Origin of the sequence: Paenibacillus sp. LS1, assembly GCF_026013365.1 — a bacterium.
Taxonomy (GTDB): domain Bacteria; phylum Bacillota; class Bacilli; order Paenibacillales; family Paenibacillaceae; genus Paenibacillus.
In genome coordinates this window covers 67,091-91,604 of sequence record NZ_JAPDOE010000009.1, presented here as the reverse complement: position 1 = coordinate 91,604, position 24,514 = coordinate 67,091, and the positions used below count along the sequence as shown (strand labels likewise).

Annotated in this window: 21 protein-coding genes, 1 pseudogene and 1 other annotated feature; of the genes and pseudogenes, 5 read left to right on the top strand and 17 right to left on the bottom strand. The window is 45.9% G+C overall.

Features of this window, described 5'->3' with window-relative positions; all coding sequences use genetic code 11:
* Positions 1 to 64: 64 nt before the first annotated feature.
* On the bottom strand, positions 65 to 820 hold the full coding sequence (locus tag OM416_RS24285) for an SDR family NAD(P)-dependent oxidoreductase (RefSeq protein WP_264933852.1): 756 nt from the start codon (positions 818 to 820) through the stop codon (positions 65 to 67).
* Between the two features lie 294 nt (positions 821 to 1,114).
* Positions 1,115 to 1,585, bottom strand: coding sequence for a DUF6376 family protein (locus tag OM416_RS24280; protein WP_264933850.1), 471 nt, complete (start codon positions 1,583 to 1,585; stop codon positions 1,115 to 1,117).
* A gap of 141 nt (positions 1,586 to 1,726) precedes the next feature.
* Between OM416_RS24280 and OM416_RS24275 the strand changes: the two genes are divergently transcribed.
* Positions 1,727 to 2,695 (top strand): bile acid:sodium symporter family protein, encoded by a 969-nt coding sequence (locus tag OM416_RS24275; protein ID WP_264933848.1) that lies wholly within the window; start codon positions 1,727 to 1,729, stop codon positions 2,693 to 2,695.
* Between the two features lie 76 nt (positions 2,696 to 2,771).
* Here the strand turns inward: OM416_RS24275 and asd are convergent, their stop codons facing one another.
* The 6 genes from asd to OM416_RS24245 form a co-directional block, all read right to left on the bottom strand.
* Positions 2,772 to 3,857, bottom strand: coding sequence for an aspartate-semialdehyde dehydrogenase (asd, locus tag OM416_RS24270; protein ID WP_264933846.1), 1,086 nt, complete (start codon positions 3,855 to 3,857; stop codon positions 2,772 to 2,774).
* Between the two features lie 170 nt (positions 3,858 to 4,027).
* Positions 4,028 to 4,304: a binding site (T-box leader), on the bottom strand.
* Positions 4,305 to 4,380: 76 nt separating this feature from the next.
* Positions 4,381 to 5,226 carry a class I SAM-dependent methyltransferase gene (locus tag OM416_RS24265; protein WP_264933844.1) on the bottom strand — a complete coding sequence of 282 codons (846 nt, stop codon included), beginning with the start codon at positions 5,224 to 5,226 and terminating at the stop codon, positions 4,381 to 4,383.
* A gap of 73 nt (positions 5,227 to 5,299) precedes the next feature.
* Entirely contained in the window at positions 5,300 to 6,172 is an 873-nt protein-coding gene (galU, locus tag OM416_RS24260) for a UTP--glucose-1-phosphate uridylyltransferase GalU (RefSeq protein ID WP_264933843.1), read from the bottom strand.
* A 17-nt stretch (positions 6,173 to 6,189) separates the two neighbouring features.
* The gene (locus OM416_RS24255; RefSeq protein ID WP_264933841.1) at positions 6,190 to 6,585 is read right to left on the bottom strand and encodes a GtrA family protein; all 396 of its coding nucleotides are present in this window, start codon (positions 6,583 to 6,585) and stop codon (positions 6,190 to 6,192) included.
* Positions 6,578 to 7,564 (bottom strand): glycosyltransferase family 2 protein, encoded by a 987-nt coding sequence (locus tag OM416_RS24250; protein ID WP_264933839.1) that lies wholly within the window; start codon positions 7,562 to 7,564, stop codon positions 6,578 to 6,580. Before OM416_RS24250 ends, OM416_RS24255 begins: the two co-directional genes overlap by 8 nt.
* 50 nt (positions 7,565 to 7,614) lie before the next feature.
* A complete protein-coding gene (locus OM416_RS24245) occupies positions 7,615 to 9,780 on the bottom strand; it encodes a glycosyltransferase family 39 protein (protein WP_264934039.1) in 2,166 nt (721 codons plus the stop codon).
* Between the two features lie 225 nt (positions 9,781 to 10,005).
* Here OM416_RS24245 and OM416_RS24240 point away from each other — a divergent pair, with 225 nt between their 5' ends.
* Both OM416_RS24240 and OM416_RS24235 read left to right on the top strand, forming a co-directional pair.
* Entirely contained in the window at positions 10,006 to 10,689 is a 684-nt protein-coding gene (locus OM416_RS24240; protein ID WP_264933837.1) for a response regulator transcription factor, read from the top strand.
* The gene (locus tag OM416_RS24235) at positions 10,689 to 12,206 is read left to right on the top strand and encodes a sensor histidine kinase (protein ID WP_264933834.1); all 1,518 of its coding nucleotides are present in this window, start codon (positions 10,689 to 10,691) and stop codon (positions 12,204 to 12,206) included. Before OM416_RS24240 ends, OM416_RS24235 begins: the two co-directional genes overlap by 1 nt.
* A 609-nt stretch (positions 12,207 to 12,815) precedes the next feature.
* Here the strand turns inward: OM416_RS24235 and OM416_RS24230 are convergent.
* Complete coding sequence (locus OM416_RS24230; RefSeq protein ID WP_264933832.1) at positions 12,816 to 13,526, bottom strand: SDR family NAD(P)-dependent oxidoreductase; 711 nt, start codon at positions 13,524 to 13,526, stop codon at positions 12,816 to 12,818.
* Positions 13,527 to 13,626: 100 nt separating this feature from the next.
* Here OM416_RS24230 and OM416_RS24225 point away from each other — a divergent pair, with 100 nt between their 5' ends.
* Positions 13,627 to 13,986 (top strand): MerR family transcriptional regulator, encoded by a 360-nt coding sequence (locus tag OM416_RS24225; RefSeq protein ID WP_264933830.1) that lies wholly within the window; start codon positions 13,627 to 13,629, stop codon positions 13,984 to 13,986.
* A gap of 158 nt (positions 13,987 to 14,144) precedes the next feature.
* On the opposite strand, the gene OM416_RS24220 is transcribed toward OM416_RS24225, so the two are convergent.
* The 5 genes from OM416_RS24220 to OM416_RS24200 form a co-directional block, all read right to left on the bottom strand.
* Positions 14,145 to 14,726 (bottom strand): GNAT family N-acetyltransferase, encoded by a 582-nt coding sequence (locus OM416_RS24220; RefSeq protein ID WP_264933828.1) that lies wholly within the window; start codon positions 14,724 to 14,726, stop codon positions 14,145 to 14,147.
* Between the two features lie 45 nt (positions 14,727 to 14,771).
* Complete coding sequence (locus OM416_RS24215) at positions 14,772 to 15,347, bottom strand: GNAT family N-acetyltransferase (RefSeq protein ID WP_264933826.1); 576 nt, start codon at positions 15,345 to 15,347, stop codon at positions 14,772 to 14,774.
* A 129-nt stretch (positions 15,348 to 15,476) separates the two neighbouring features.
* Positions 15,477 to 15,776 (bottom strand): hypothetical protein, encoded by a 300-nt coding sequence (locus OM416_RS24210; RefSeq protein WP_062834168.1) that lies wholly within the window; start codon positions 15,774 to 15,776, stop codon positions 15,477 to 15,479.
* Positions 15,777 to 15,917: 141 nt separating this feature from the next.
* Complete coding sequence (locus OM416_RS24205; protein WP_264933824.1) at positions 15,918 to 17,657, bottom strand: ATP-binding cassette domain-containing protein; 1,740 nt, start codon at positions 17,655 to 17,657, stop codon at positions 15,918 to 15,920.
* Positions 17,642 to 18,499, bottom strand: a complete 858-nt coding sequence (locus OM416_RS24200; RefSeq protein ID WP_264933822.1) for an ATP-binding cassette domain-containing protein — start codon at positions 18,497 to 18,499, stop codon at positions 17,642 to 17,644. Before OM416_RS24200 ends, OM416_RS24205 begins: the two co-directional genes overlap by 16 nt.
* Positions 18,500 to 18,611: 112 nt before the next feature.
* Here OM416_RS24200 and OM416_RS24195 point away from each other — a divergent pair, with 112 nt between their 5' ends.
* Entirely contained in the window at positions 18,612 to 19,202 is a 591-nt protein-coding gene (locus OM416_RS24195; RefSeq protein ID WP_264933820.1) for a biotin transporter BioY, read from the top strand.
* 147 nt (positions 19,203 to 19,349) lie between these two features.
* Here the strand turns inward: OM416_RS24195 and OM416_RS24190 are convergent.
* The 3 genes and pseudogenes from OM416_RS24190 to licT all read right to left on the bottom strand — a co-directional run bounded on the left by OM416_RS24190 (position 19,350) and on the right by licT (position 24,221).
* Positions 19,350 to 20,818, bottom strand: a pseudogene (locus tag OM416_RS24190) (Msr family ABC-F type ribosomal protection protein).
* 477 nt (positions 20,819 to 21,295) lie between these two features.
* The gene (locus tag OM416_RS24185) at positions 21,296 to 23,179 is read right to left on the bottom strand and encodes a beta-glucoside-specific PTS transporter subunit IIABC (protein ID WP_264933818.1); all 1,884 of its coding nucleotides are present in this window, start codon (positions 23,177 to 23,179) and stop codon (positions 21,296 to 21,298) included.
* Between the two features lie 211 nt (positions 23,180 to 23,390).
* On the bottom strand, positions 23,391 to 24,221 hold the full coding sequence (licT, locus tag OM416_RS24180) for a BglG family transcription antiterminator LicT (protein WP_264933816.1): 831 nt from the start codon (positions 24,219 to 24,221) through the stop codon (positions 23,391 to 23,393).
* Positions 24,222 to 24,514 lie beyond the last annotated feature (293 nt).

Below are 24,514 nucleotides of genomic sequence, written 5' to 3'. Positions count from 1 at the left end.
TTCTGCACCGTTTTTTTCTGTTTTTCTTTTTTCTGAAATGAGTACCTTTATATTAAAAGGGTACTTATTTAGTTTTGAAGCTGAGGAATCCATCATCTACGGCAACGGTTGTCCCGTTCACTGCACTTGCTGCATCACTGAACAGGAATGTAACCACACTGGCTACTTTCTCCGGTTGAATAAGCTCTCCACGCATATGTTGAGTAGCAAGCGCATCCTTCATGGCTTGGTCATCACCCAGAATCGGGGTTTCGATAAAGCCAGGTGCTACACCAACTACACGAATTCCATGCTCAGCAAGTTCAAGTGCACCGGATTTGGACATCATGACAACAGCAGCCTTCGCTGCGTTGTAGTTGAAACTACCTACTGCCGCAACACTTCCATAGATCGAAGCTGTATTTACAATGGTACCTTGTACATTCAATTCAACCATTTTTTTCGCACCATAATACATGCCATAGTACACACTGTGTTGATCTACATCAATGACTCTGTGATAGGATTCCGGGTCCATCTCCAGAAACGGCTTCACGAGTCCGATCCCTGCGTTATTGAAAATACCGCTCAGCGTACCATATTGCTCTACTGTCCAGTCGATGAGAGCTTTAATTTCGTCCCCTTTGGATACATCCACTTTATATGCGCCCGCTGTTCCACCTGCTGCTTCAATCTCTGCGGCAAGCTTCTTCGCACCCTCTTCATTATAGTCAGCGATAACAATAGTCGCACCTAGATCCGAAAGTTGAAGTGCTGTCTCTTTACCAATACCACTAGCTCCACCTGTAATAATGATTACTTTTCCATTGTGTTGAGTCATAACGTAGGTCTCCTTTGGCAAAATATATTTAGTCACACCATAAACTTATAGTAAGTAACTATATTTTATTAACTTATATTTTTATCATACGCCTCTGTCACAGCCTTGTCAAATCACAGATCATCTTCACATGAATATGAGATAAATGTCATATGCATCTCATGATTACTTGATATAGTCTAGCTCCAGTGACATTAAATATGCATGAGTTTTCGGAAAATAAAAAAGGCGAACATATCGGTAATTCAATCACTCCGATGTCTCACCCTTTTCATGTAGTTAGATTAATTCATCTTATTCTCCCTGAAGCCCGCTTAGCGGATCTTTCAAATTATTGATGTTGGTAATCAGTTCAGGAATGCCCGTCTTCTCCCAGTTTTCAGCCGTAAAGCCTTGCTCTGCAATCGTATTCTCGAAATTGTCCACGACTTCCGTTAATTGCGTATTGTAGCTGACCAGATTCTCATGAATGCTTTCTCCTATTGCTGGTGCCGTCAGCTGAGAAAATTCGCTCGCTTCTGCTTGAATCAGATCGATTTTCTCTTGAATCTGCGTCGTAATCTCCGGGGTATTCACCGCACCCGAAGCGAGCTCTTGCAGATCAGCCCCGGCGGTCGATACCTGTTCTATATAATCAGTAGCCCCGCTCACATAATTTAGACTTTGATTGGCTTGTTCCACGACAGAACAGGCTGAAATCAGCAGAATACTTGATGCAATAAGGCCTGTCATCATTAACGTGTGCTTTCTTTTTCTTATGAACATGATCATCTCCCCTTCTCCTATTCGGAATCCTTGTTCCAAGTCCATGATACCTTTTCAGACTGCTTCATTGCAAATGGGTCTGCAGCCGGCGTTATTAACATGTATAATAGTAGAATCACACGGTAAAGGGATGTCATGATTATGCTTCAAGCCATAAACCAACGCTTGAACCGCATCATGCCACTGATTACCCCAATCAGCATTATTATTGGCGTGTTATGCGGGAGTTTTCTTTCTTCTTATACCTTTTTATCCCCTTGGCTCTTTGCGTTCATGACGTTCGCTGGAAGTATCAGTCTTGGGATACGGGATTTTGTAAACGTGCTGAAGAAGCCGTTCCCCCTGTTTGTATGTCTGTTTATTTTGCATCTGGCTATGCCTCTCATCGCTCTGGGCATGGGTCATCTGGTCTTCCCTACAGATGCTTACACCATAACAGGCCTTGTTCTGGCAGCCGTGATTCCGACAGGGATCAGCAGCTTCATCTGGGTCAGTATCTATCGGGGCAATATCGCACTTACACTTTCCATCATCCTGATTGATACCATGCTTGCGCCTTTCGTTGTGCCCGGCGTGTTATCTCTGTTAATCGGCACCAGTGTCACATTGGATACGGCAGCCATGATGAGCAGTCTGTTCTGGATGATTGTTGTGCCGTCCTTGCTCGGTATGCTTTTGAATGAGTGGACTAAAGGCGCTATTGTCCCGGTCTGGGGACCGAGATTGAATCCGTTATCCAAATTGTTTATGGCATCTGTTGTCGCGATTAACGGATCTGTCGTTGCACCCTACTTGGCGGATTTCAACTGGAAGTTGGCTGGTCTTGCGGTCATCATTGTTTTCCTGGCATCATTCGGTTATGCGCTGAGTTATTTCATCGCCCGATTGCTGGGCTGGAATGAGGCCGATCAGGTCGCTCTGGTGTTCAATGGAGGCATGCGTAATATCAGCGCAGGCGCAGTACTGGCTGTTTCTTATTTTCCACCACCTGTTGCTGTCCCCGTCGTGCTTGGTATGGTATTCCAACAAATGCTCGCTTCCCTGACAGGTTATCTGCTCGGTCGCCGCTCTCAGCTTCTGCAAAAGTCGGATAAGACATCTGCCGCCTAACAAAATACTTGAATGTAAAAAAACGCCGACATGATTGTCGGCGTTTTTCGTCAATGTAATCTCTTTAATCTAATGCTTATTTCGGCTGAATATACCCTTCAGCTTTGAGCAGTTCAGCGATCAGAACCGCACCACCTGCTGCTCCGCGGAGCGTGTTGTGGGATAATCCAACGAATTTGTAATCATAGAGTGAATCTTCGCGCAGTCGGCCTGTGGAAACACCCATTCCGCGTTCGATGTCACGATCCAGTTTCGTCTGTGGTCTGTTCTCTTCTTCAAAATACGTAATGAATTGTTTTGGTGCGCTTGGCAGAGCGAGCTCTTGTGGGCGACCTTTGAACTGCAACCAACGCTCCAGAATTTCATCTTTGCTTGGTTTTTTCTCGAAGTTTACAAACACAGTAGCCAGATGCCCATCCGTTACCGGAACACGAATACATTGTGTTGTAATTAATGGAGCAGATGCTTTCACGATCTGATTATTTTCGATGCTACCCCAGATCCGCAGTGGTTCCTGCTCACTCTTCTCTTCTTCGCCACCGATGTATGGAATGACATTATCGAGCATATCGGGCCAGTCCGTAAAGTTTTTACCTGCTCCGGAGATTGCTTGATACGTGGAAGCGACAACCTGAGTCGGGTTGAACTCACGCAAGGCATGCAGTGCTGGCACATAGCTCTGAATCGAGCAGTTAGGTTTTACTGCAATGAATCCAGTTTTGGTACCCAGACGTTTGCGTTGAGCTTCAATCACGTCCAGATGTCCCGGGTTAATCTCAGGGATTACCATTGGTACATCTGCCGTCCAGCGGTGAGCCGAGTTATTGGACACCACAGGTGTGCCTGTTCTAGCGTAAGCTTCTTCGAGTGCTTGAATTTCATTCTTTTTCATATCAACCGCGCAGAAAATAAAATCAACCTGGCTGGCAAAAGCATCTACCTGGGAAGCATCCTGAACAACGATTTTCTTCACAGCTTCCGGAATAGGAACTGCCAGTTTCCATCTGCCTTGTACGGATTCTTCATATGTTTTACCTGCAGAATTGGCGCTTGCAGAAATAGCTGTTACTTCAAACCATGGATGTTGATCGAGCAGGTCCACGAAACGCTGACCTACCATTCCCGTTCCTCCGACGATACCGACTTTCAATTTTGCTGACATTTAATCATCATTTCCTTTCGGTTTGAGTGATGCTTCTCTTTGTATCAATATCATAACTCACCAAAAACGTATTATGAAATTGACTTCCTAATTAACACTATTCAGGCAATTCCAAAGCGTGTAGTCACAGCCCCGGAAAAACCAAAAAATCCCATCCCCAAGACAATAGTCTCAGGGACGAGATTGAACTCTCGTGGTACCACCCAGATTCGCCAATATGTCACCATATCCGCCTCTTCAAGTAAGGAATACAACCATGATGCTTGCTGTAGACCGTTCATACTCTAGCTCTGTAACAGGAGCTCCTGTCACACCATCCCTTAAATGCTAAGTTCCGATGTGCTGCTCTGAGTCTTTATTCGATAAAAAGTTCTTTACTCCTTTTCAGCTACCGGAGCTCTCTTTGAAAGAATGAATTTTATCTACTCGTCTCTTCGTCGCATTTGATATTGCGATTATAATATCAAAATTACTGTGATGAAGTAAACACATTTTTTAAAATTTGCTGCAAATGGCTATTTCTTTACTGCTTTTTCGCAACAATCGCATACGTTCCCAATGGACTCCCTGGCCCCGAGACATGATGTGTCTTAAGTAATTTCAGTTCGGAAAGAAGAAGCGCTTTTACTTTGTCCGGGATCGGAAGCAATTTCAGTTCCACAGGCGCTTCTGCCAGTGTCATTTCGGTTTCCCAGCGACCGTCCTGCAGCTCGGGAGAATGGATCGAAGTCTCTTCCTTAATCATCCAGCCCGCCGCAGAGACAAGCTCTTGGATATCCTCCGGTGTAAAGAGCGTGCGCACATTGGAGAAGCTGTTCTCCTTGTAACATTCGACCTGGGACTGAATCAGAACGGATAACCAATGTGAGAGCTGGCTCACATCTGTAACTCGTGCATCCCATTCGGCAAAACATAACCGATGTCCCCACGTCCTAACCTTGCTAAGAATCTGGGCGAGTTCGTCAAACGATTTCAAGTACCATGAACAATGGGAAAGTACGATAACATCAAACTCATTCTCGGCGAATTGGGCTTGATCACTTAGTATGTCAAAATCATAATCCATTCGAATTCGATCACCCAGCGGAGATCTCCGCAGCTTGGCTGCCGCTTCCCCTACGGTCAGAGGTGCACCATAATCCTCAGGTGCAATATCTACACCATGAACGTACCCATGCTCCCCCACCAAGTGTGCAAGCACGGCCGTTGTATCTCCCTGACCACATCCGATTTCCAGAACCCGGCTACCTTCCTCTATTCCCCAAAAGAGTCCCAGTTTCATCCGATGCTCGGTCTGAACGTACTGAATGGCGGCGTTGTCCTCCACGTCCATATACTTAATAAGGTCCCTGATGATAGACTCATTCATGATTCCTCACTCCTCAAAGAGCAACTTGAACTTCTTGCTCATTGTAGCGTTACAGGAAGCTACATATCAATCCCTATGCCCACTGGGTTGCAAGCTTCTGAAGATAGGGGGTCAGCATGGGCTGTAATTCCTTGCGCATTAGTCCGATCTCCAAGATCGCCTGAATATATCCGAATTGATCACCAATATCGTAGCGGCGCCCCTGCAGTTCAAGGGCCAACAGTTCCTCCACCTGACTCACTTCTTTCAAGGCATCCGTTAACTGATATTCCCCTCCAGCCCCTCTCTCGATCTGATCCAGAATGGGAAAGATGGAAGGTTTCAGAATGTATCGTCCCATTACGGCTGTTCGGGATGGAGCTTCTGCAAGAGAAGGTTTTTCGACCAGATTGGTAACCCGGTGAACCCGGTCCTCTGCACCATTCGAATCAATGATGCCATATTTGCTCACATTTGCCGCGTCTACCTGACGGACACCGATGATCTGGTTGCCTGTCTTTTCGTAGAGATGGACCATCTGTGCAAGTGCAGGCGGATCAGACACCATAATGTCATCTCCGAGCAATACCGCGAAAGGTTCATCCCCTACAAATTGCCGTGCACACCCAATCGCGTGCCCTAGTCCAAGCGGTTCCTTTTGACGAATAAAATGAATATTGGCCATCTCGCTGATCGCCTGCACCTCTTCCAGTAAAGACTGTTTGCCCTTGGCATATAAAGAGTGTTCAAGTTCAACCGATTTATCAAAATGGTCCTCAATGGATTTTTTGTTGCGTCCAGTCACAATGAGGATATTCTCAATGCCTGATTGCACTGCTTCTTCAACAATGTATTGGATGGCCGGTTTGTTTACGATCGGTAACATCTCTTTGGGTTGTGCTTTGGTCGCTGGCAGGAAACGGGTTCCAAGACCCGCTGCCGGAATAACTGCTTTTTTAATTCGCATTACATCATACACTCCTTTCATTTGATAGGTATACGAAACACCCAATATCTGCTGGCCATATAGTTCAGAACCATCCCCATCAAGGTCGCCAGGATCTTGCTCATCACGAGACTCCAACCCAGCACATCGTGCAAAGTCATCAGAATGAGGGCGGATAACGCGAGAACGACGAGATTGGTGATTAGAAAACGAATAAGTTTCGCTCTATCGCCGCCCCCTCGTGTTGTATCTCGAAAAGTCCACCTGCCGTTCAGCCAATAACTGTTCGCAACACCACAGCTGTACGAGATTACTTGAGCAATCAAAACCGGTACGCCGACCAATGCGAGCAAAGAAAACACCACCGTATCCACTGCCGTATTCGCGACACCCACAATTCCGAACTTGAAGAGTGTGACCAGACGATTAGTCATGGTGAGCAACTCGGGCTGTCAATCGGGATTGTGCTTGCTGGGCATCGGCCTGAACCACGTCTCTCACAATGTATAGCGGACGCGCCTTGGTCTCATCATAGATTCGGCCAACATACTCGCCCAGAATGCCCAGCATGATCAGGATGAATCCGTTAAACATCAGCATGATGCTCACAATGGAGGGCCACCCCTTCATCGTTGAATCCGTAAAGATGGCCGAACTAATAACAGTTAACATATAGATGAATCCGCCTACCGACAGGATCGCACCTACATAACCTGCGAGCTTGAGCGGTTTATGCGAAAATGACGTAATACCATCCAGGCTCAGCTTCAGCATGCGTTTCAGCGGATATTTCGTTTCGCCTGCCAGGCGTTCATCACGTTCATATTCAATGGCAGTCTGACGAAATCCGACCCAACTGACCAGCCCGCGCACGAACCGGTTTTTCTCCGGAAGACGTTTCATCTCATCACATACTTTGCGGTCAATCAGGCGAAAATCTCCGGTGTCCACCGGGATATCTGTATCCGTTGAGGCACGCAGTACACGGTAGAACAGACTGGCTGACCATTTCTTGAAGCGGGTTTCCCCACTTCGTCTGGTGCGACGGGCATACACCACTTCATAGCCCTCTTTCCACTTGGCGATCATATCCAGAATCAGTTCGGGAGGGTCCTGAAGATCCGCATCGATAATGACGACGGCATCCCCCGCTGCATAATCCATACCCGCTGTTATCGCAATCTGATGACCGAAGTTACGAGCAAAATCAATCAGCTTCACACTCTCGTCCCAACGGGCGTAGTCACGGATCATTTGAGCACTTCGATCCATGCTGCCATCATTGACGAACAGCAGTTCATAGCTCTCTCCTGTGCTGCCCATGACCTTCTTCAGACGTCGATAGGTCTCCTCGATCACCGCTTCTTCGTTATACATGGGAATAATAATGCTGTATCGGTACGTTTGAGCCATGTTTGTCCCCTCCCTTTTCCAATGGACTTCGTTCGAGATTTTCATTTCGGCTACAATTTCACTTCGTACAAGGTGGTCTGTCCGCCGAATCCGAATCCAGCTCTGTTTCCTGCGGCACCGCTATCCGTAGATCCGCTGTCGGTACCTGTCTGCCATTCTGAGGTTGGAATCTCGGTACCGTGCTCTTTGATCCAATCACTAATGTCCGAGTTTCCGCCTCGGCCACCCATGCCACCAACCATGAAGTACTTCACTTGCCCACTCTTGACGAGTTGCTCCAGTTCCTCCGTTGTGTACACCGGGTCTGACCCGGAGAAACCTCCCAGCGTAATTACCGATGCTTTCTCGTCGATAATATAAGGTGCTGCCTGATTATAGTCTGTTGTGGCGAAGAGATACGTTTCGCCTGTATTGTGCTCTTTCAGATAATTCAGTGTAGCTGTATCGACTTCTTCGTTACGGTTGCCCATTCCGCCGCGGCCACCCGTTGAAGGCATTTCTGTGACCCCTGCACCATTACCCATCGGCATACCCATGCCGGCTCCGCCAAACATGCCATTGGAACCTGTAGGCCCTGCTGCCGGAATCATACTGTTACCACCATAAGTAATTGGGGTGAATGCCCAATAGATTGGACCGATCAGCATGACTACAAATCCTGCGATAATGAAGCCCTGTTTCCAGCGATGTGTACGATGTAGCATAACGACCAGGATGACCGTGACCAGAATACCTGCGATCAATTCACTAATGGACCAGCCTGCACCAATCGTATCGTTATACACCTGCATGATATACCAGCCGAACAAGGTCGTCAGCAGCACGGATAACGGAAGCAACCACACCTGCCAGCCAATTCGTTCACGATATAACTTCCACATGGCTACATATCCTGCGCCAGTTAGCGCCGCAATTGGAGGTGCAAGCATAATCAGATAATATTGGTGGAAGAAACCTGCCACACTGAAAAAGCCAGCAACGGGAATCAACCAGGCGAGCCAGAACAAAGCCTCCTTGTGCTTGTTCGTAAAATTTCTCCGTCTTAATCCTGCAAATATGGCAATGCATCCAAGCAATACAACTGGCAGAAGCCAGCTGGCTTGACCTGACAGTTCAGTCTGGAACAGACGCAGAGGACCTTTCTCCCCCGTACCAAACATGCCTCCCATGCCTCCGCCACCATTACCGCCGAAATTTCTTCCGTTTGGCATTTCCATATCATTCGGCATCTGCCCATTCGGGAAATTACCATTCGGCCCATTCATACCGCCCATGGCATTCATGCTGTTCGAACCATTCATATTATCGTTATCCGGTGCATTGACATCTTGCCCCGTACCAAGGGCACCACTTCCCATCTGATTAGGAGCAGAAGTCGAATCCGCTCGATTGCCACGATTATTGCCCTGCCCAGCAGCGTTCGGCATCCCCGCGTTACCTGCTGTGTTCTGCTGACCCGTTAGACGGGACAGGCCATTGTATCCAAATGCCAGTTCCATGACCGAGTTTGTTTCACTGCTGCCGATATAAGGCCGCTCGTCTTCGGGTATAGAATCCACAGTAACCGCCCAGGATAAGGAAACCACCGCCAGAACCGCTGTGCTGCCGATCAGCAGGATGATCTTCCTTCTCCATTTCGCCTGAAATGCAAGCAGATAGAACAAGTAAAAAGCTGGAAGAATCATGTAAGCTTGAAGCATTTTCATATTAAAGGCTAAGCCTATGAACCCAAAGGCAACCAGAATGCGCCAAGCACTGCCTTGTTTGCTGCCTTTGAACAAAAACCATGAACCCAGCAGAAGCGTAAACACCAGCATGCTATCAATATTGTTGGTCCGACTGACTGCTGCTACGACAGGCACAGTCGCCAATGAAAGTGCCGAAATTCGTGCTGCTGCAAGACCATATGTAGGTTTCACCATGAAATAGATCAGGAGCACCGAACCGATTCCCGCTAATACTTGAGGCAAAATAACGCTCCATCCGTGCAATCCGAATACATAGGCAAAGGCCGTCTGGATCCAGAAGACAACAGGTGGTTTGTCAACAGTTACCGAGCCTGCCGAGTCGAGTGATGCATAGAAAAAGTTATGGAAGTTGCTGAGCATACTGCCGACGGCGGTCGTATAATAGGAATTGGCATATTGATCATTCCAGATGCCGTACCCGTTCAGAAATGCCGCCAGTAATACGATCGGCAGAAGGACAAGGTCCATCCTTCTTTTGGTGTTATTCAATGGTAATCACTCCTTCAAAGTTCTTCATGTCTAGTATTGTGACATGCCAAAATAAAGCTGGGATGAGTGCCCGCTGAATGTTGTCTGAGGATAATTCACAATCCTTTCAGCTAAATTTCAGTTTGGCAAGCGATAATACTACATATAGTCCCTCCGAAGTGAGGGAGAAATCTAGATGGATCAAGCAAGGAGAGAACGTACACTATGAAGCTTAGCAGCGGAATTAAAATACTATTGGCTGATGATGAACCACATATTTTGCAATTTCTGGAGCTTGGATTAAGCAATGAAGGCTTCGATGTGCGCACCGCACCCGATGGAGCAGCTGCACTTGAGTTGGCGCTTGAATTCAGGCCACATATGGCTATTTTGGATGTGATGATGCCAGAGATGGATGGTTTCGAAGTGGTCGAGCGTCTGCGTAAGACCGGAGCCCAGGTTGGCGTGATTATGCTGACAGCGAAGGACGAAGTCGAGAATCGGGTTAAAGGCTTGTGGCTAGGTGCTGACGATTACATGATCAAGCCCTTTGCTTTCGACGAGCTGCTCGCCCGGATTCAGGCCAGACTGCGTAATCAATTTCCTTTATTAATCGGAGCCGTCACTCATGGTCCCTTTCGAATTGATGATCAGCGCAAAGAAATCACCTATCAGGATCAAGTCATGGAGTTATCTCCTACCGAATACGAACTGTTAAAATTTATAGTGCTTAACCACGGGATTGTACTCAGCAAAGCGACCATTCTAAGCCGCGTGTGGGGATATGATTTTGGCGGGGAAGAAAATATTGTAGAGGTATACGTACGCTCCTTGCGTGACAAACTCGGGGATAAAGAGCATAGACTCATTCGCACACTTCGGGGTGTCGGGTATAGGGTGGATCTCTGATGAACTCGCTGCCTAAGAAAACCAAACTTCGTTTAGGACGTCTACACCAATGGATCTGGCCTCGTTCCCTGCGTTCGCAATTGCTCTCACGTTCTCTGTTCGTGCTTGCCGGGCTACTATTGTTAATCGGCATTCTGCAATTCTGGATCATGGAAAGTTTTCTCTACCGCAATCAGGCGAAAACCATGGAAGAACAGCTCATGTCCATGCCCCCGGTTTGGCTCGGAATCCAGTCACGTAGTGGCTCTTCCAACAATCCTTTCGGTGGACAAGCAGGTAACGGGTCTGGCAATCGGGTGTTGTTTATTCCTGACCGTTCACTAGCCCTGTTTGATAACCAAGGTACGTTCGAGGATGTTTTTGGGGAAGATGGTCTGAAAGCCCCTCAACTATCAACCGCTGAATATCAGGACATTACAGATGAGTTGAAAGAACAAAAACATATTCCCTACCGGATCGTCACGGATAGCCAAGGGAATGAGCAATTGATTGTATTTGCTTCACCTGGTCCACGCAATCGCGGTTTACCGATGGTGCAGATGGGCACGGCTACGAAGCCACTGAGAGACTTGATTATTAAACAGCTTCTAATCTTCCTCATGTTATCGCTGTTGGCCATGGTAGCCGGTCTTATTCTATACACTAAGGTATTACGCCGGACGCTGGTTCCCCTATCTAACATGGTGAATAAAGTACAGCAGATCGATGCAGGCAGCCTCGCAGAACGCCTTCCCGTCGTTCAGGGACAAGAAGAAGTGGATCAGCTCGCAGTTTCATTTAATGGCATGCTTGAAAGGCTGGAGAACTCGTTTGAAGCGGAGCGGGAATCGAAAGAACAGATGCAGCGTTTCTTGTCCGATGCTTCCCATGAGCTGCGTACCCCCCTCACCTCCATTCATGGATTTATTGAAGTTCTGCAGCGGGGTGCAGCGACCAATCAAGATCAATTGTATAAAGCGCTGGACAGCATGCACGGCGAATCAGTGCGAATTAACAAATTGGTTGAAGATTTGTTGTTACTAACCAAGCTGGATCAGGCTCCAAAGCAGGAACAGGAGGTCATTCAGCTGGACAGTCTGCTACTCGAAATGCAACCACAACTGGCCATGATGGCTCAGCGGAGGTCCATTCATCTCGACCTGACGGCTGCGGTCCATGTACTGGCTGACCCTTATAAGCTGAAGCAGGTTGTGCTGAATCTGTTCCATAATGCGGTGCAACACACCGATCCAGAGCATGGGGCCATCTCCATAACGTTATATGCCACGCACCATAAGGCTGAATTGTCCGTGAAGGATAACGGCACAGGCATTGAACCTGAACATCTGCCCCATATCTTTGAGCGATTCTACCGCACAAGCAGTTCTCGTTCGCGAAAACAAGGAGGCGCAGGTCTCGGTCTAGCCATTACCCGCTCGATTGTGGAGTCGTATAGTGGGAAGATTACGGTACGAAGTCAGGTAGGCTTGGGAACGGAATTTACGATTTTGATGCCGCTGTATAAGGCTGATGTCTAAGCTGAGCTTCGGCTGCAAGTAGGCTTTACGTTGGCTATACGCAGCTTTACGCAAGATCTACTTGATCATTACGCTAGCTCTAGGCAAGCTCTCCAAACGCTGCCTTTCTTCCATTTTAATTCCGATCTTCACATTAATTCCGCTTTTCATTGCATGACGAATCCCCCACTCATTTCGGTTGAGAAATGAGTGGGGGATTCTTTGGGTATCCGTTTGGTAGAGTGGTAGCCCGATACGTCTCAAGCTTTCAGACTTTCAGGCTAACGAATCTGAGACGTCTTATTCAAGGATTTGAAGCTCCCGCAGAAATCTAATGAACCTGAGCCACGTTATATTACAATAATCAGACGTTTACTGCGTTTTTCTCAGGGGATTTAGGGAAATAGCGTGTCTGATGTTCCTTACAATTTAAGAAGCGTACTTAAAGGACGAATAAGACGTTCTGAGTTCGTTAGAAAATTGTCTACGCATTCACTGGGATCAGCAAGATTGGACCTAGTTTTTTGACCATCATCCCCATCCTCATGTGGCTTTCCTGAGTTTGAGTGTGTGTTTAAAGACATGCTCTAAAATTCATTCCATACTATCGTTGCTTTTGCTAACGGTCGATTACCAAGGGTACACACCGTTCTCATCTAGAAACTCCCCGTTATGACGTTTGCCATCAGTCGCATACCCCACGATAATCGCAGCCCCGGCTTCTTTTGATTTACCACCTTCGGCATTGCCATTAAGATCTGTTGATGTGAACCCGGGCGTTACCGCAAAGACTTGAGCCCTGCTGTTTTTCACTTCATAAGCCATCGAAAGTGTCATGGCGCTGTTGGCCGTTTTGGATGAGTTATAATCGAAGGCATTTAACGTAAATTCCGCATTTTGCATATGGTCCAGAGAAGCCATGTCTGTCGATACATTAATGATTGTGCCTTCATTATCTTTGATTAACGGGAACAATCGCTGATTCAAACGGAAGGTGCCGAAAAAGTTAACTTCAAAGGCGTTCCGCAAATCTTCCTCTCTGGTATCCAAAAAAGAATGAGAGAACGCACCCGGCATACCCGCGTTATTGATCAAAAGGTTTATTGTGGGATAAGTATTGTTAATCGTGTCGGCTGCCTGCTTGATGCTGTTCAAGTCACTCATATCGATCTGTACAAATTCTACGTCTAATCCCCTGGAAGTTAACTGCGAAACAGCTGCTTCACCCCGTTCGACACTGCGTGCGCCAAGGATAACTTTCCAACCCACTTCACCCAACTGCTTGACGATTTCATATCCAATTCCTTTATTAGCTCCGGTTACAAAGACAGTCTTTTTCATGCGAATCCTTCTTTCCCTAATTTGATTTATATTGAACAATGTATAAGTTACTATGCTACACTTAGTGTAGGTCAAATTTTTTTTATAAAAGGGGCTTAACATGTTAACCATTGGAGAAGTAGCGAAAAAAGTTGAGGTCTCGATCGGAGCGATCCGCTTTTACGAAAGGAAGGGACTGTTGAAACCTGCTGCGCGCAGTGAGCAGAATAACCGTCTTTATTCGGAGGATGATCTGAACTGGCTGGTTTTTATCAAATGTCTCCGCGAAACCGGGATGAGTGTGGAAGACATCAAAAAGTATCATGATCAGGTCAATGAAGGAACCTCCACCCTGAAGGAAAGAACCCAACTGATTGAAGATCAAAAGCAAAAGTTGTTGAATGATATCGAGGAGAAAAAGGCACAGCTTGTTCATTTGGATAACAAATTGGAGCGTTATTATCGTGGAGAAAATTATTAATTTAAGCTTGTCCTATAGACTAAACGACGAAAAAAATCAGGCAGCCAGTAATAACTGTCTAACCTGATTTGAAATGCTAATGTTATAGCTATTTTTCAGGGGACTGTGTTCTTGCCCTGACATCATCACGTCAATACAACCATCTTGAGACAAATACATTAAACATGACCTTGTTGCTTCCGCAGTTGGTAATGGTTATATTTTTCATCCTCAATCTCGATCGAGCTGACCGGTTCAAAATGACATTTCAGTATTACCTTATTGGATGCCTGATTGGTAATCAATGCGATGGCATTCAGCACCTCAACGTTTGTATGCTCAAACAAATACTGTACCATTCCTTTTACTGCCTGTGTTGTATAGCCACGGTTCCTGAAATCTTTCGAAATACCGTACATAATCTCCCGATTGGGTGCTGGCAGTTCATCCTTGATGCCCGAGCAGCACCATCCTATAAACTCATCATTTTCTTTGAGTACGATAGCCATACGCAAGTATAACTCTCCGATATCCCCTCCGGCCATCACAGCTTGTTTAAAACGCTGATTCTCAGGAATTTCATATTCGGTGAGCCACAGGGTCCTCTCTTCAATCGTAGCGTTCCATCCTGGTAGGAACTCATACACCTCGGGTTGCCAGGTAATTTCCTGCAATTTTTCCAAATCCTCAAGTCGATACTCGCGCAAATAAACATCCTTGCAATCGATGATTAATTCATCGTTTAGTACGGGTCGGTTCATAATGCCTCCTAAAATACATTTAATTTCAACTTATCCGCTTTTACTTCAAACAAGCCCTTCTTTTTCCATAAACTCGTCTTTGGTTAATCCAAAGAGGATCAGATCCTGATATTTTCCATCCGTATAGATCACCTGGCGACGCACACCTTCCTGGACACATCCAAGCTTTCTCATCATGGCTGCGGAAGGTTCATTTCCTTCGAGCACATAATCATTAAATTTGTTAAGCCTCCGCTCGAAGAAGGCATATTTCAGCAAGATTCGAACGGCTCTGGTTCCATACCCTTTCCCGCGATGATCCCGGTCAATTTGGATGCCAATACTAAAGGTACCGTTCCTTTCATCAATGCTGTTCAGATTCACACCTCCGACATTCTCACCATCCATATTCTCAATCGTGAACATGATCCGTCCTTTGGCTAAAGAAAAATCAGAGAAGTTTTCCGTGAAATTCTTCACCTCGGCATGGGTTGGCGGCAGCTCTACGGCACACTCCAATAAACGACGGGCAGGTGTGTCAAAGCGATTATAATAATGATCTTCCCAATCTTCCTCACGCAAAGCACGCAATCTGACCTTATCATCCTGCCAGAAATAATGGCTATAATCGATCTCTCTCATTATGAATCCTCCGCATATTCCACCAATTTTTACTCCAAGCTACAAATATAATAACCCATACTAACGAAAATAGCCCCCGAACAGGACAAACCTGTTGGAGGCTACGCTCTAATTAATGTCCATATCTCATTACGATTCTTCCGGGTATTGAGGCTTGGATACATTATCCGGAACCGTTTGGTCGAAGACATCCTGACCCGGGTAATCCCGTACCTCTCCTTCATGAAGCTCATGATTTTCATAATCAAAACGATGTGCAGACCGCTGATCCACCCTCCACGGAGAACTTTTCCCAAGAGACTCGGATAACAAAGAAGAACCATAAGGACCCTCCGGGAATTCTTCGAGTGTGATATCGTTTCGCTGCGACTCCACCGTAGACACATCGGTATATTCCTGCCGTTCTTCACGCAAAAACTTATCTTTCATCGTTCGTCCCTCCTGATCCACTTCAGATGATCAACGTACACTTATTGTGAGCGAGGTCAAACACATTTATGCATGATTATTGGAAAACACTGCGTTTAAGATTCTGATCCATCACCGGATCCATCACGATCATCATCGCCATCACAATTGGCGAATCCATACTAATAGTACAAAACCAATGAGGCCAGCCATGCTAATCCAGGTATCGCGCTTGGACCATACCAATAACGAAGAACGTGCTCCAAGCAAAGAGTTTTCTCGAACTTTACGCATTTCCATCGCAATGGTCATATCCTCTGCACGTTGGAACAGTGCCATTAACAAAGGAATCACCATCGGACCTAGGTCACGAATTCGCACGGTATTGGGTTTTAAAGCGGCCTTCCCACGTGCCCGTACGATCAGTGAGAATCGCTGCCACTCACTCCAGATCATTGGGATAAACCGAAAGATTAACGATACAGCAAGAGCAAACGAAGCTACGGGTAGCTTCATTTTTTTACCGATACCGAGTACCCAGTTCAGCCCTTCTACCATCCGGCCATAAGGCGTCGTCAGTGAAAACCACAGACTTGCCAAAGTAACGATAAACAAACGATATACATTAAGCAAAGTGCCCTCCGCCTGTGCCAGGGAAAAACCAAAGTGCAGACCGCCTGCCTCAGTTGAAAGGGTGGTTCCAGATAACGACGTTGATATGAGGAAAAATAATAACAGTGGCTTCATTAGTTTCATGCATCCAGCCAACGTCTGACGCGGAAGAACGGCAAGTGCGGCCACTACCGGCACCAGTGTTAACGTTAATCCCAGCCAGCGCTGTTGAAGCATCGCGGCGGTGACCAGTAAAATATACAAAATCCACTTCAGACGAGGGTCCATCACTCCATATAATCCGCCTGAATGAGTCAAGGTGTTCGGAAGAAACTTCGGATCTTCCCCATCTATAGTCTCCATTACATCGCTCTGGGCAACTATATTCCCTATCCCAGACGCATCTATCGATTCGTTCTGAGCTCCCACCTCAACTGACGTGGACTGAACAATGCTTTCAGCCATCTCCTCTGGCGTCATCGCGGTAAAAGGCAGATCAAGACCCACTGTTCTGAACTGCTGCGCCAGTCTCATCGAAGGTGGCAGGCCGATCCCTGTCTGCTCCAGCAGTTCAGGCCTTTCGTGAAGTTGTCTCGGTGTGAGATCGGCGATTAGACGACCTCCCTGCAACAACAATACCCGATCCGCACAAGGCAAGAATCTATCCAGATCATGGGTTGCTACCACAACTCCACCACCTGCCAGACGATGTTGCTCCATTGCATCCAGCAACAGTCCGACACTTTGCGCTTCCAACCCGGCGCTCGGCTCATCCAGCAGAAGCCAGTGTGGATTGGTCACACTTCCGAGAGCAAGTCCAAGCCTGCGCTTCTCCCCACCACTTAGTGCAAATGGCGACCTATCCAGATGAAATCGCCGTTCCATCTCAGGAGACACTGGCGGGTCCCATTGGTTGAGTGCTTTTGTGATCTGCTCTTGTTGTTCGTTCTCGGAAAGTCGATAGGGACGCAGTGAATAGTGGAATTCACGCTGAATACTTCGGGCAAACAGTTGTTGCTCCGGAAATTGAAATACTAGCCCCATTTGCAATAAAATCGAGTGAGGTACTTTCCCTTCTTTCCAGAAAGGCGTACCATCCAATGTAATACTGCCTGCATCAGGAGGTTTCAGGCCAGCCAGTGTCTGTAGCAAAGTCGTTTTTCCCGAACCCGTACAGCCCAGTAGCAAGGTGACTTCCCCACTGTTTAACTGTATAGTCACATCTTCAAGCAGTGCACGTTTGCTCGAATCCGATGCTTCTATACGTATATTGGTTAATTCGATCTCCAACGTGCGACCTCCTTAGCCAATTGCTCGGGCCGCAGTGGCATGGCTTCTGGCCTCATGCCTTTTTGCTTAAGCAATAATGCAGTCTTTACCGTAAACGGAGGGTCCAACCCTAACCGTTGACAGGGGGATAGCTTTACTAGATTTTCCCGGGTAACCTTCTCATTTGTCTCTTTTTCATAGTAAAAGGACTCAGGCTCCCCATCGTACACACAACGCCCACGTTCAATAGCAATAATTCGATCACACAAGGTCGCCTCTTCCAGATGGTGCGTTATCCAGATTACCGTTGTCCCCCGCTCGGTAATCTTCTGAACGATGGCCTCGATGCGGTCTCTTGCTCCTGGATCAAGCATGGCTGTCGGCTCGTCCAGAATCAATACATCCGGTTTGGCCGCGAGCGCCACAGCAATGTTTAGCAGTTGTTTCTGCCCACCGGATAAGTGTGAGATGGCCATCTCCGGTGGATAATGAAGTCCTACAGTATGTAATGCGTCTTGCCTGCGCTCCGATTGTTCTTCTACAGTATTCATTAATGGTGACAACGCAAAATGAAACTCCTCTTCAATCGTATCGCCCAGTACCTGTGTATCTGGTTGCTGCAATACACCCCGAACGGTAAGTTCATCCGAGATATTCCGCAGCCCTCCCGAGAGCGGAGTGAATCCAATCAGTAGTCCAGCGAGCGTACTTTTCCCACTACCATTCGCCCCTACAATACTAATCCATTCCCCTTGCTGCAGCGTGAATGATACCCCATCCAGCGCTTTCCTCACCTGATCACCTTCGGAAGCATAATGCACACGAACGTCCTCTAATATAATTATTGGCATGTTGCCTTGCATTGTAAATTAGTCCTTTCCCTTTCTATAGTTATGTGGTACGATCCTAATCGTTAACCACATTTATTCAATTGGTTAACAATCATATTACCAAAATGGAGAGGATTGTTCAAACATGAAATTATCTTTGCGAGGCATTGTATTCAGCGCACTTATGGCCGCAATTTTAGTGCTTTTTGGTTACATAAGCATTCCTATTGGTTTCTCCCCTGTACCAATAACATTACAGACCTTGGCTGTCATGCTAGCCGGAGGATTACTCGGTCCACTTTATGGTTTCCTCAGCGTTACCATGGTTGTTCTGCTCACTGCTCTAGGTTTCCCATTACTGCACGGGACCGGAGGACTTGCGGTGCTTCTTGGACCTACTGGAGGATATGTGATGATGTGGCCGATCTCCGCATTATTAATTGGATTACTGCTTGCACGAATCAACATCAAAGGTGTCACAGGATTCATTCTCGCTTTTATCATATTTGAACTGTTTGGTTCACTGCTCGTATATGTATCTGGAGTTCCTTGGCTGGCCTATGCATACAAAATGGACCTACCTGAGGCTATGATTCAAGGATTCTATCCTTACATTATAGGGGATCTGATCAAAGCTGTATTTGCTGCCATCATCATTGCGCCCGTGCGCATGGTTTTCCCACCACAACGACTCACAGGTAACATGCATTCAACGGTTGTAAAAGCGGAGTCTTAACAGAAGCTACATAAGGTATTAGATCACGAGCGTCCATATTCTAAAACAAAAACAGCCAAAATCACTTTGGCTGTTTTTGTTACTTCTCTTCCCCTCTAAAGTTGTTCTGTCATCGGAGTGATCCGTGTAAATATTCTTTAGTTCAACTTATATAGTCACCTGAAGCAATCGCCGATCTGAAATCTGAAATTGTTGATCTGCTGTATTTTCAATAAACCTCTGATCATGAGATACATACAGAATCGTTCCCTCATACGCCTTGATAAAACGCTCCAATGCTTCCAGTGCATGCATATCGAGAAAATTCGTTGGCTCATCCAACAATAGAATGTTATATTGGCCCAGAAACAAGTGACATAATTGAATACGAATCGCTTCCCCTCCACTTAATGTCCCAACATTCTTCAGCAAGTCATTACCTGTAAACTGCATCGCATGCAACGCACTTCTCAGCTCTGACTCCTCATATTCCGAACGATTCTTCAGGAATTGTAATACGGTCTCTTTTGTCGTGAAACGATAACTCATTTGCTGAAAATAACCGAGCTTTGCTTTTGGAGACATCGTGATGTGATCTCCACCATGGAAAACATGGTTAAGCAATGTGCTTTTCCCGCTGCCATTGGCTCCGGTTATCGCTATTTTTTGTTTTAATGGAATTTGAAAACTTACATCCTCCAGCAATACGTTACCTTCCACTTCAAGTGTAAGGCGATCTGCCATAATCGGAAATCGATTATGCAGCTCCAGTGTCTTTGGCTGACGGAAGATCATAGGCCGATCCTCTTGCACCGCTTTTACCTCGTGAAGTTGTTGCATCCGCTGTTCAATCGCTTTAGCTGCGCGGTGTACCGCTTTTTGACTGGTGCCTTTGGATTTCGTTTCAACCATTCGGTTTGGTTTTGCCTTGGATTCTTTTTTGGACATGCTTCCAGCCTGTGTTATTTTCTCGGCTTTCTTCATCTTTTCCCGGGCGGCCAGCTCCAATCGTCTTTTCTCCTTGGAGAATTGTTCATGGGCCTGGTTTTGTTGTTCACGCTCCAGCCTCTTCTGTGCCTGATAATCACTATAGTTACCGGAATATACGTGAACCTCACCTTGATGGATTTCCCAGATCGTGGTCACTAATTCATCCAGAACCGCACGATCATGACTGATCAGCACGATTGCCCCGTAGTAATAACGTAATTCATCCAGTAAAAATGTAATGCCTTCTTGGTCCAAATGGGTTGTTGGTTCATCCAGTAATAATACTTCGTGGTAATGAGTGAACATTTGAGCCAGTTTCATACGGGTTTGTTCTCCGCCACTCCATAATTGGTCGTGTTGAGGTATGGCTAATTTACTCAATAAAGCCCCGTCAACTTCCAGATTCCCATTGCCTGGGGTGGTTCCACTTGTTCCAAATAGCCAAACTCAGCGTACCTTTTCACCTTTCCGGCTGTCGGCTGGATCTGTCCTGCAATGAGTTTCAACAACGTACTTTTACCCTGACCATTACCACCCACTATACCGATGCGATCCAGTTGATGCACAGCCAGTCGCTCAATGTTCAGTACTGCTTTATCCATATAGGTCATCTCAACCTGTTCTAATTCAAAACATGTCTTTTCCATATTCGCTACCTCCGAAATAAGATTTATTTCGTATCGATAGCGAAGCATGCTTCTATCGATACGAGCTTATCGTGCCAGCTCGTATCAATAGAACAGTAACGTCATCATAGCGGTACCTCCAGTAGTCTGTATTGAACACCATATCTAATTGCAATAGTGATAAAAAAACAAAAAATCACAGGCCAGGGCCTGTGATTCAATGTAAACGGAAAACAAGTTAAACAAGTATTTTAAGGTCAGGATGATTGAAAATGACAGACTGATCCCGTTTACTCTGAACCAATGGTCAGAGCCTTTGAACGTATTCAATTACCGATTCAAAGGAAGAAAACGCAGTCTCATCGCATGTGTCATGTTCAATAATCCACCTTTCAGTATCATGTAATAGATATACCAATCTAATTATAATTTTCCAATTCCACCATGTCAACGGAACCATGTAAACTCTAAAGTATTGAATTTATATCTATTCTTATTTTATTCTTGTCCCTTTCCGCTGTTCAACTTCAATAGAAGCTCCTGGCTATGAACCTGACCTGTAGCCTGAGGAATGACTTCCTCGTAGTTGGCGGAATTCGTTACGATAATAGGCGTTACCGTATGATATCCAGCGGCCTTAATCTGTGCAATATCGAATTCAAGCAACAGATCCCCCGCTTTAACTCGATCTCCTTCTTTGATATGGGAGACAAAATGCTGTCCATCCAATTTAACGGTATCGACTCCGACGTGAACCAATATTTCAGCACCCGTGTCTGACACAACTGCCAAGGCATGTTTTTTCTTGAATGCAACGGTAACGGTACCATCAAAAGGCGCTACGACTCTACCGACAGCTGGCTCAATCGCTATTCCTTTACCCATTGCCCCGGATGCAAATGCCGGATCTGGAACTTCCGACAATTCCACAATTGTTCCTTCAATTGGGCTAAATACAACTTCGTCTGAAGCATCCGCTGCACTAACAGATTGCTCGGTAGATGCAGCAGGTTCGTTTTTTGTTTCTTCTTCAACTGGATCTTTGAAACCCATGATGTATGTCAGTACAGCCGAGACGACAAAGGATACTACGATACCCAGAATCAATCCTGGGAAGCCTTGTCCACCTGGTCCGTAGAAGATTGGCAAGGTCAGCAAGCCCGGTGCGCCGGATGCAAATGCCAATGTGCCCGCTTGACCAATGATAGCTCCACCAACTGCACCACCGATAACTCCTGCAATGAATGGACGTTTCAGTGGTAATGTTACCCCATAGATGGCCGGTTCCGTTATACCGAACAAAGCCGTCAACGTCGATGATCCCGCCAATGTTTTCAGTTTTTTGTTCTTCGTTTTCAGCATAACCCCAAAAGCAGCACCCGTTTGGGCAAAGATTGAAGCCGTTGCAGCCGGTTTAACGCCATCCTGGCCATACACGGCGACATTATTAATGAATACAGGAATGAGACCCCAGTGTATTCCGAAGATAACGAGCAGCTGCCAGCTTGCACCCATAACGGCTCCTGCGAGCAATGGACTAAATCCAAAAGCGGCAACGAGTCCAGCTGCAATTGCGTTACCAACGTATACGCCAAATGGTCCGAATACCAACAGTGTCAGCGGTACCATAATGACCAGCAAAAATAATGGTGTAACAAAGTTTTTCACACTATCATGAAGTGACTTATTAAAGAACTTCTCCAACTTGCTCATGACAATGACAGCTAAAATGATAGGAATAACCGTAGATGAATAGTTCATCAGGATTACAGGGATACCGAAGAAATCCGTTGGTGTTCCCTCTGATTTCAACGTGACGATGGACGGATAGATTAGTGCTCCTGCAATCGTCATCGCGACAAACATATTTCCCTGGAATTTACGTGCTGTTGTAACCGCTAACAACAGAGGCAGGAAGTAGAAGAGACTATCTGCTGCTGCATACAGGATCGTATATGTTGTTTCTGTCGTTTCCAGCCATCCGATATTGCTTGCAATCAACAATAACCCTTTTAGAATACCCGCTCCCGCCATAACACCAAGAAGTGGTGCAAAGATGCTGGATATGATATCGATAATCCCCCCGAGCCCTTTGGCAGCTTTGCGAGGTTTTTCTTTATCTGACGAATCGTCCAGAATGTTACTGATCTGTCCAATGGCACTATAGACTTCAGGCACCTTGTTACCAACAACCACCTGGAACTGTCCTCCATTTTCTTTGACTGCGATGATGCCTTCTGTTTTCTCCAGTTTGGCTTTGTCTGCCTTGGCATCGTCCTTCAATACAAACCGTAATCGTGTTGCACAATGAACCAGCGATTCCACATTTTTCTCACCGCCAACCAGTTCTACAATCTCTTTGGCCAGTTTCTCTTGACTCATGATCTGCACCCCCACTTTTTCTCAAACAGGCCTCTTACCGATTTTTTTGCACGCAAAAAACCTAAGCCTTGAGCAAGGGGACACAATGGTCCTGACCTTCTCATGACTTAGGTTTTGCCTGCATAACCAGTAACAATCCCAGTTAAATCGTATTCAATTCCTGTTAATCACATATTATTATAATTAAACCATTATTGTCAACATTTAAATATTATCGATTAACCACTCGTTCGATATGAACCGTCAGATACAATTTTTCTTCATTGGTCGGCTCATGGTTGTATTCCTTTTTGACAAACAACTCAATTTTCTCCGTACATGCTGCCGCATCCGGATGCTTCTCCTTAATCATGTCGTAGAAATGATCATAGTTGTTGTCGTAATGCATACCACTAAGCACACGCTGAGAGAAGAACTTCAGATGTGTGATGAAGCGAAAATAACTTAGAGAATCCTCGTCAAATTCCATTTTGAAATGATATTTCGCTATATTAATAATTTGCTGGATAAACTTCGTAATATTCATCGTCGTAATGACTTCTTCATTCATCTCTGCGTTGACAATGTGAAGAGCAATATAAGCGGCTTCATCGGTTGGAAGCTCAATATTCATTCGAGTGTTGATCTGTTCCAGCGTCCTCAGGCCAAGTCCGAACTCGGGCTTGTACAATTGCTTGATCTCCCACATTAATGCGTTCTTGATCTCCACACCTTCCCGATAACGTTCAATCGCAAAGTTAATATGATCCGTAAGGGATACATAAATGTTCTCATTCAACTTTCGTCCCAGATTCTCACGCGCATACGTGATGATCTCCTCCACAATTTCAATCAGTTCCATCGGAACTTCGCGCAGTAGCATTTTGAAATTATCGGATGTTTGTTTATTTTTCAATGCAAATACTTTCTGGATGCGGGTCTCGTCTACTTTATCCCCCGGCTTTTTCTTAAAGGCAATCCCACGCCCCATCACCACAAGCTCTGCTCCATCCGCCTGATAGATGCTAATGACGTTATTGTTGATAACCTTTGCTATTTTCACTTCAATCCCCCCGTCACGTTCCACTCTCTTGGCAGTTATACATCGTCTTTTGGGCATACAAAAAAAACCTGAAGCATCACAAAATAAACAAGACATGGTGGTCTGCTTTTTTTGGTGCTTAGGTTTTGCCTACGTCATGTAGTAACAATCCCAGAAACGATATAATTGCGTCAAGTATAGCGCGAACCTGACTATATGTCAACGCTTTCAATGTGAGGACAATCGGAAGTCCCATGGTTATATAAATTGAAACTTGATATTATTCACACTAGCTACTCCGATGACAGAACAAC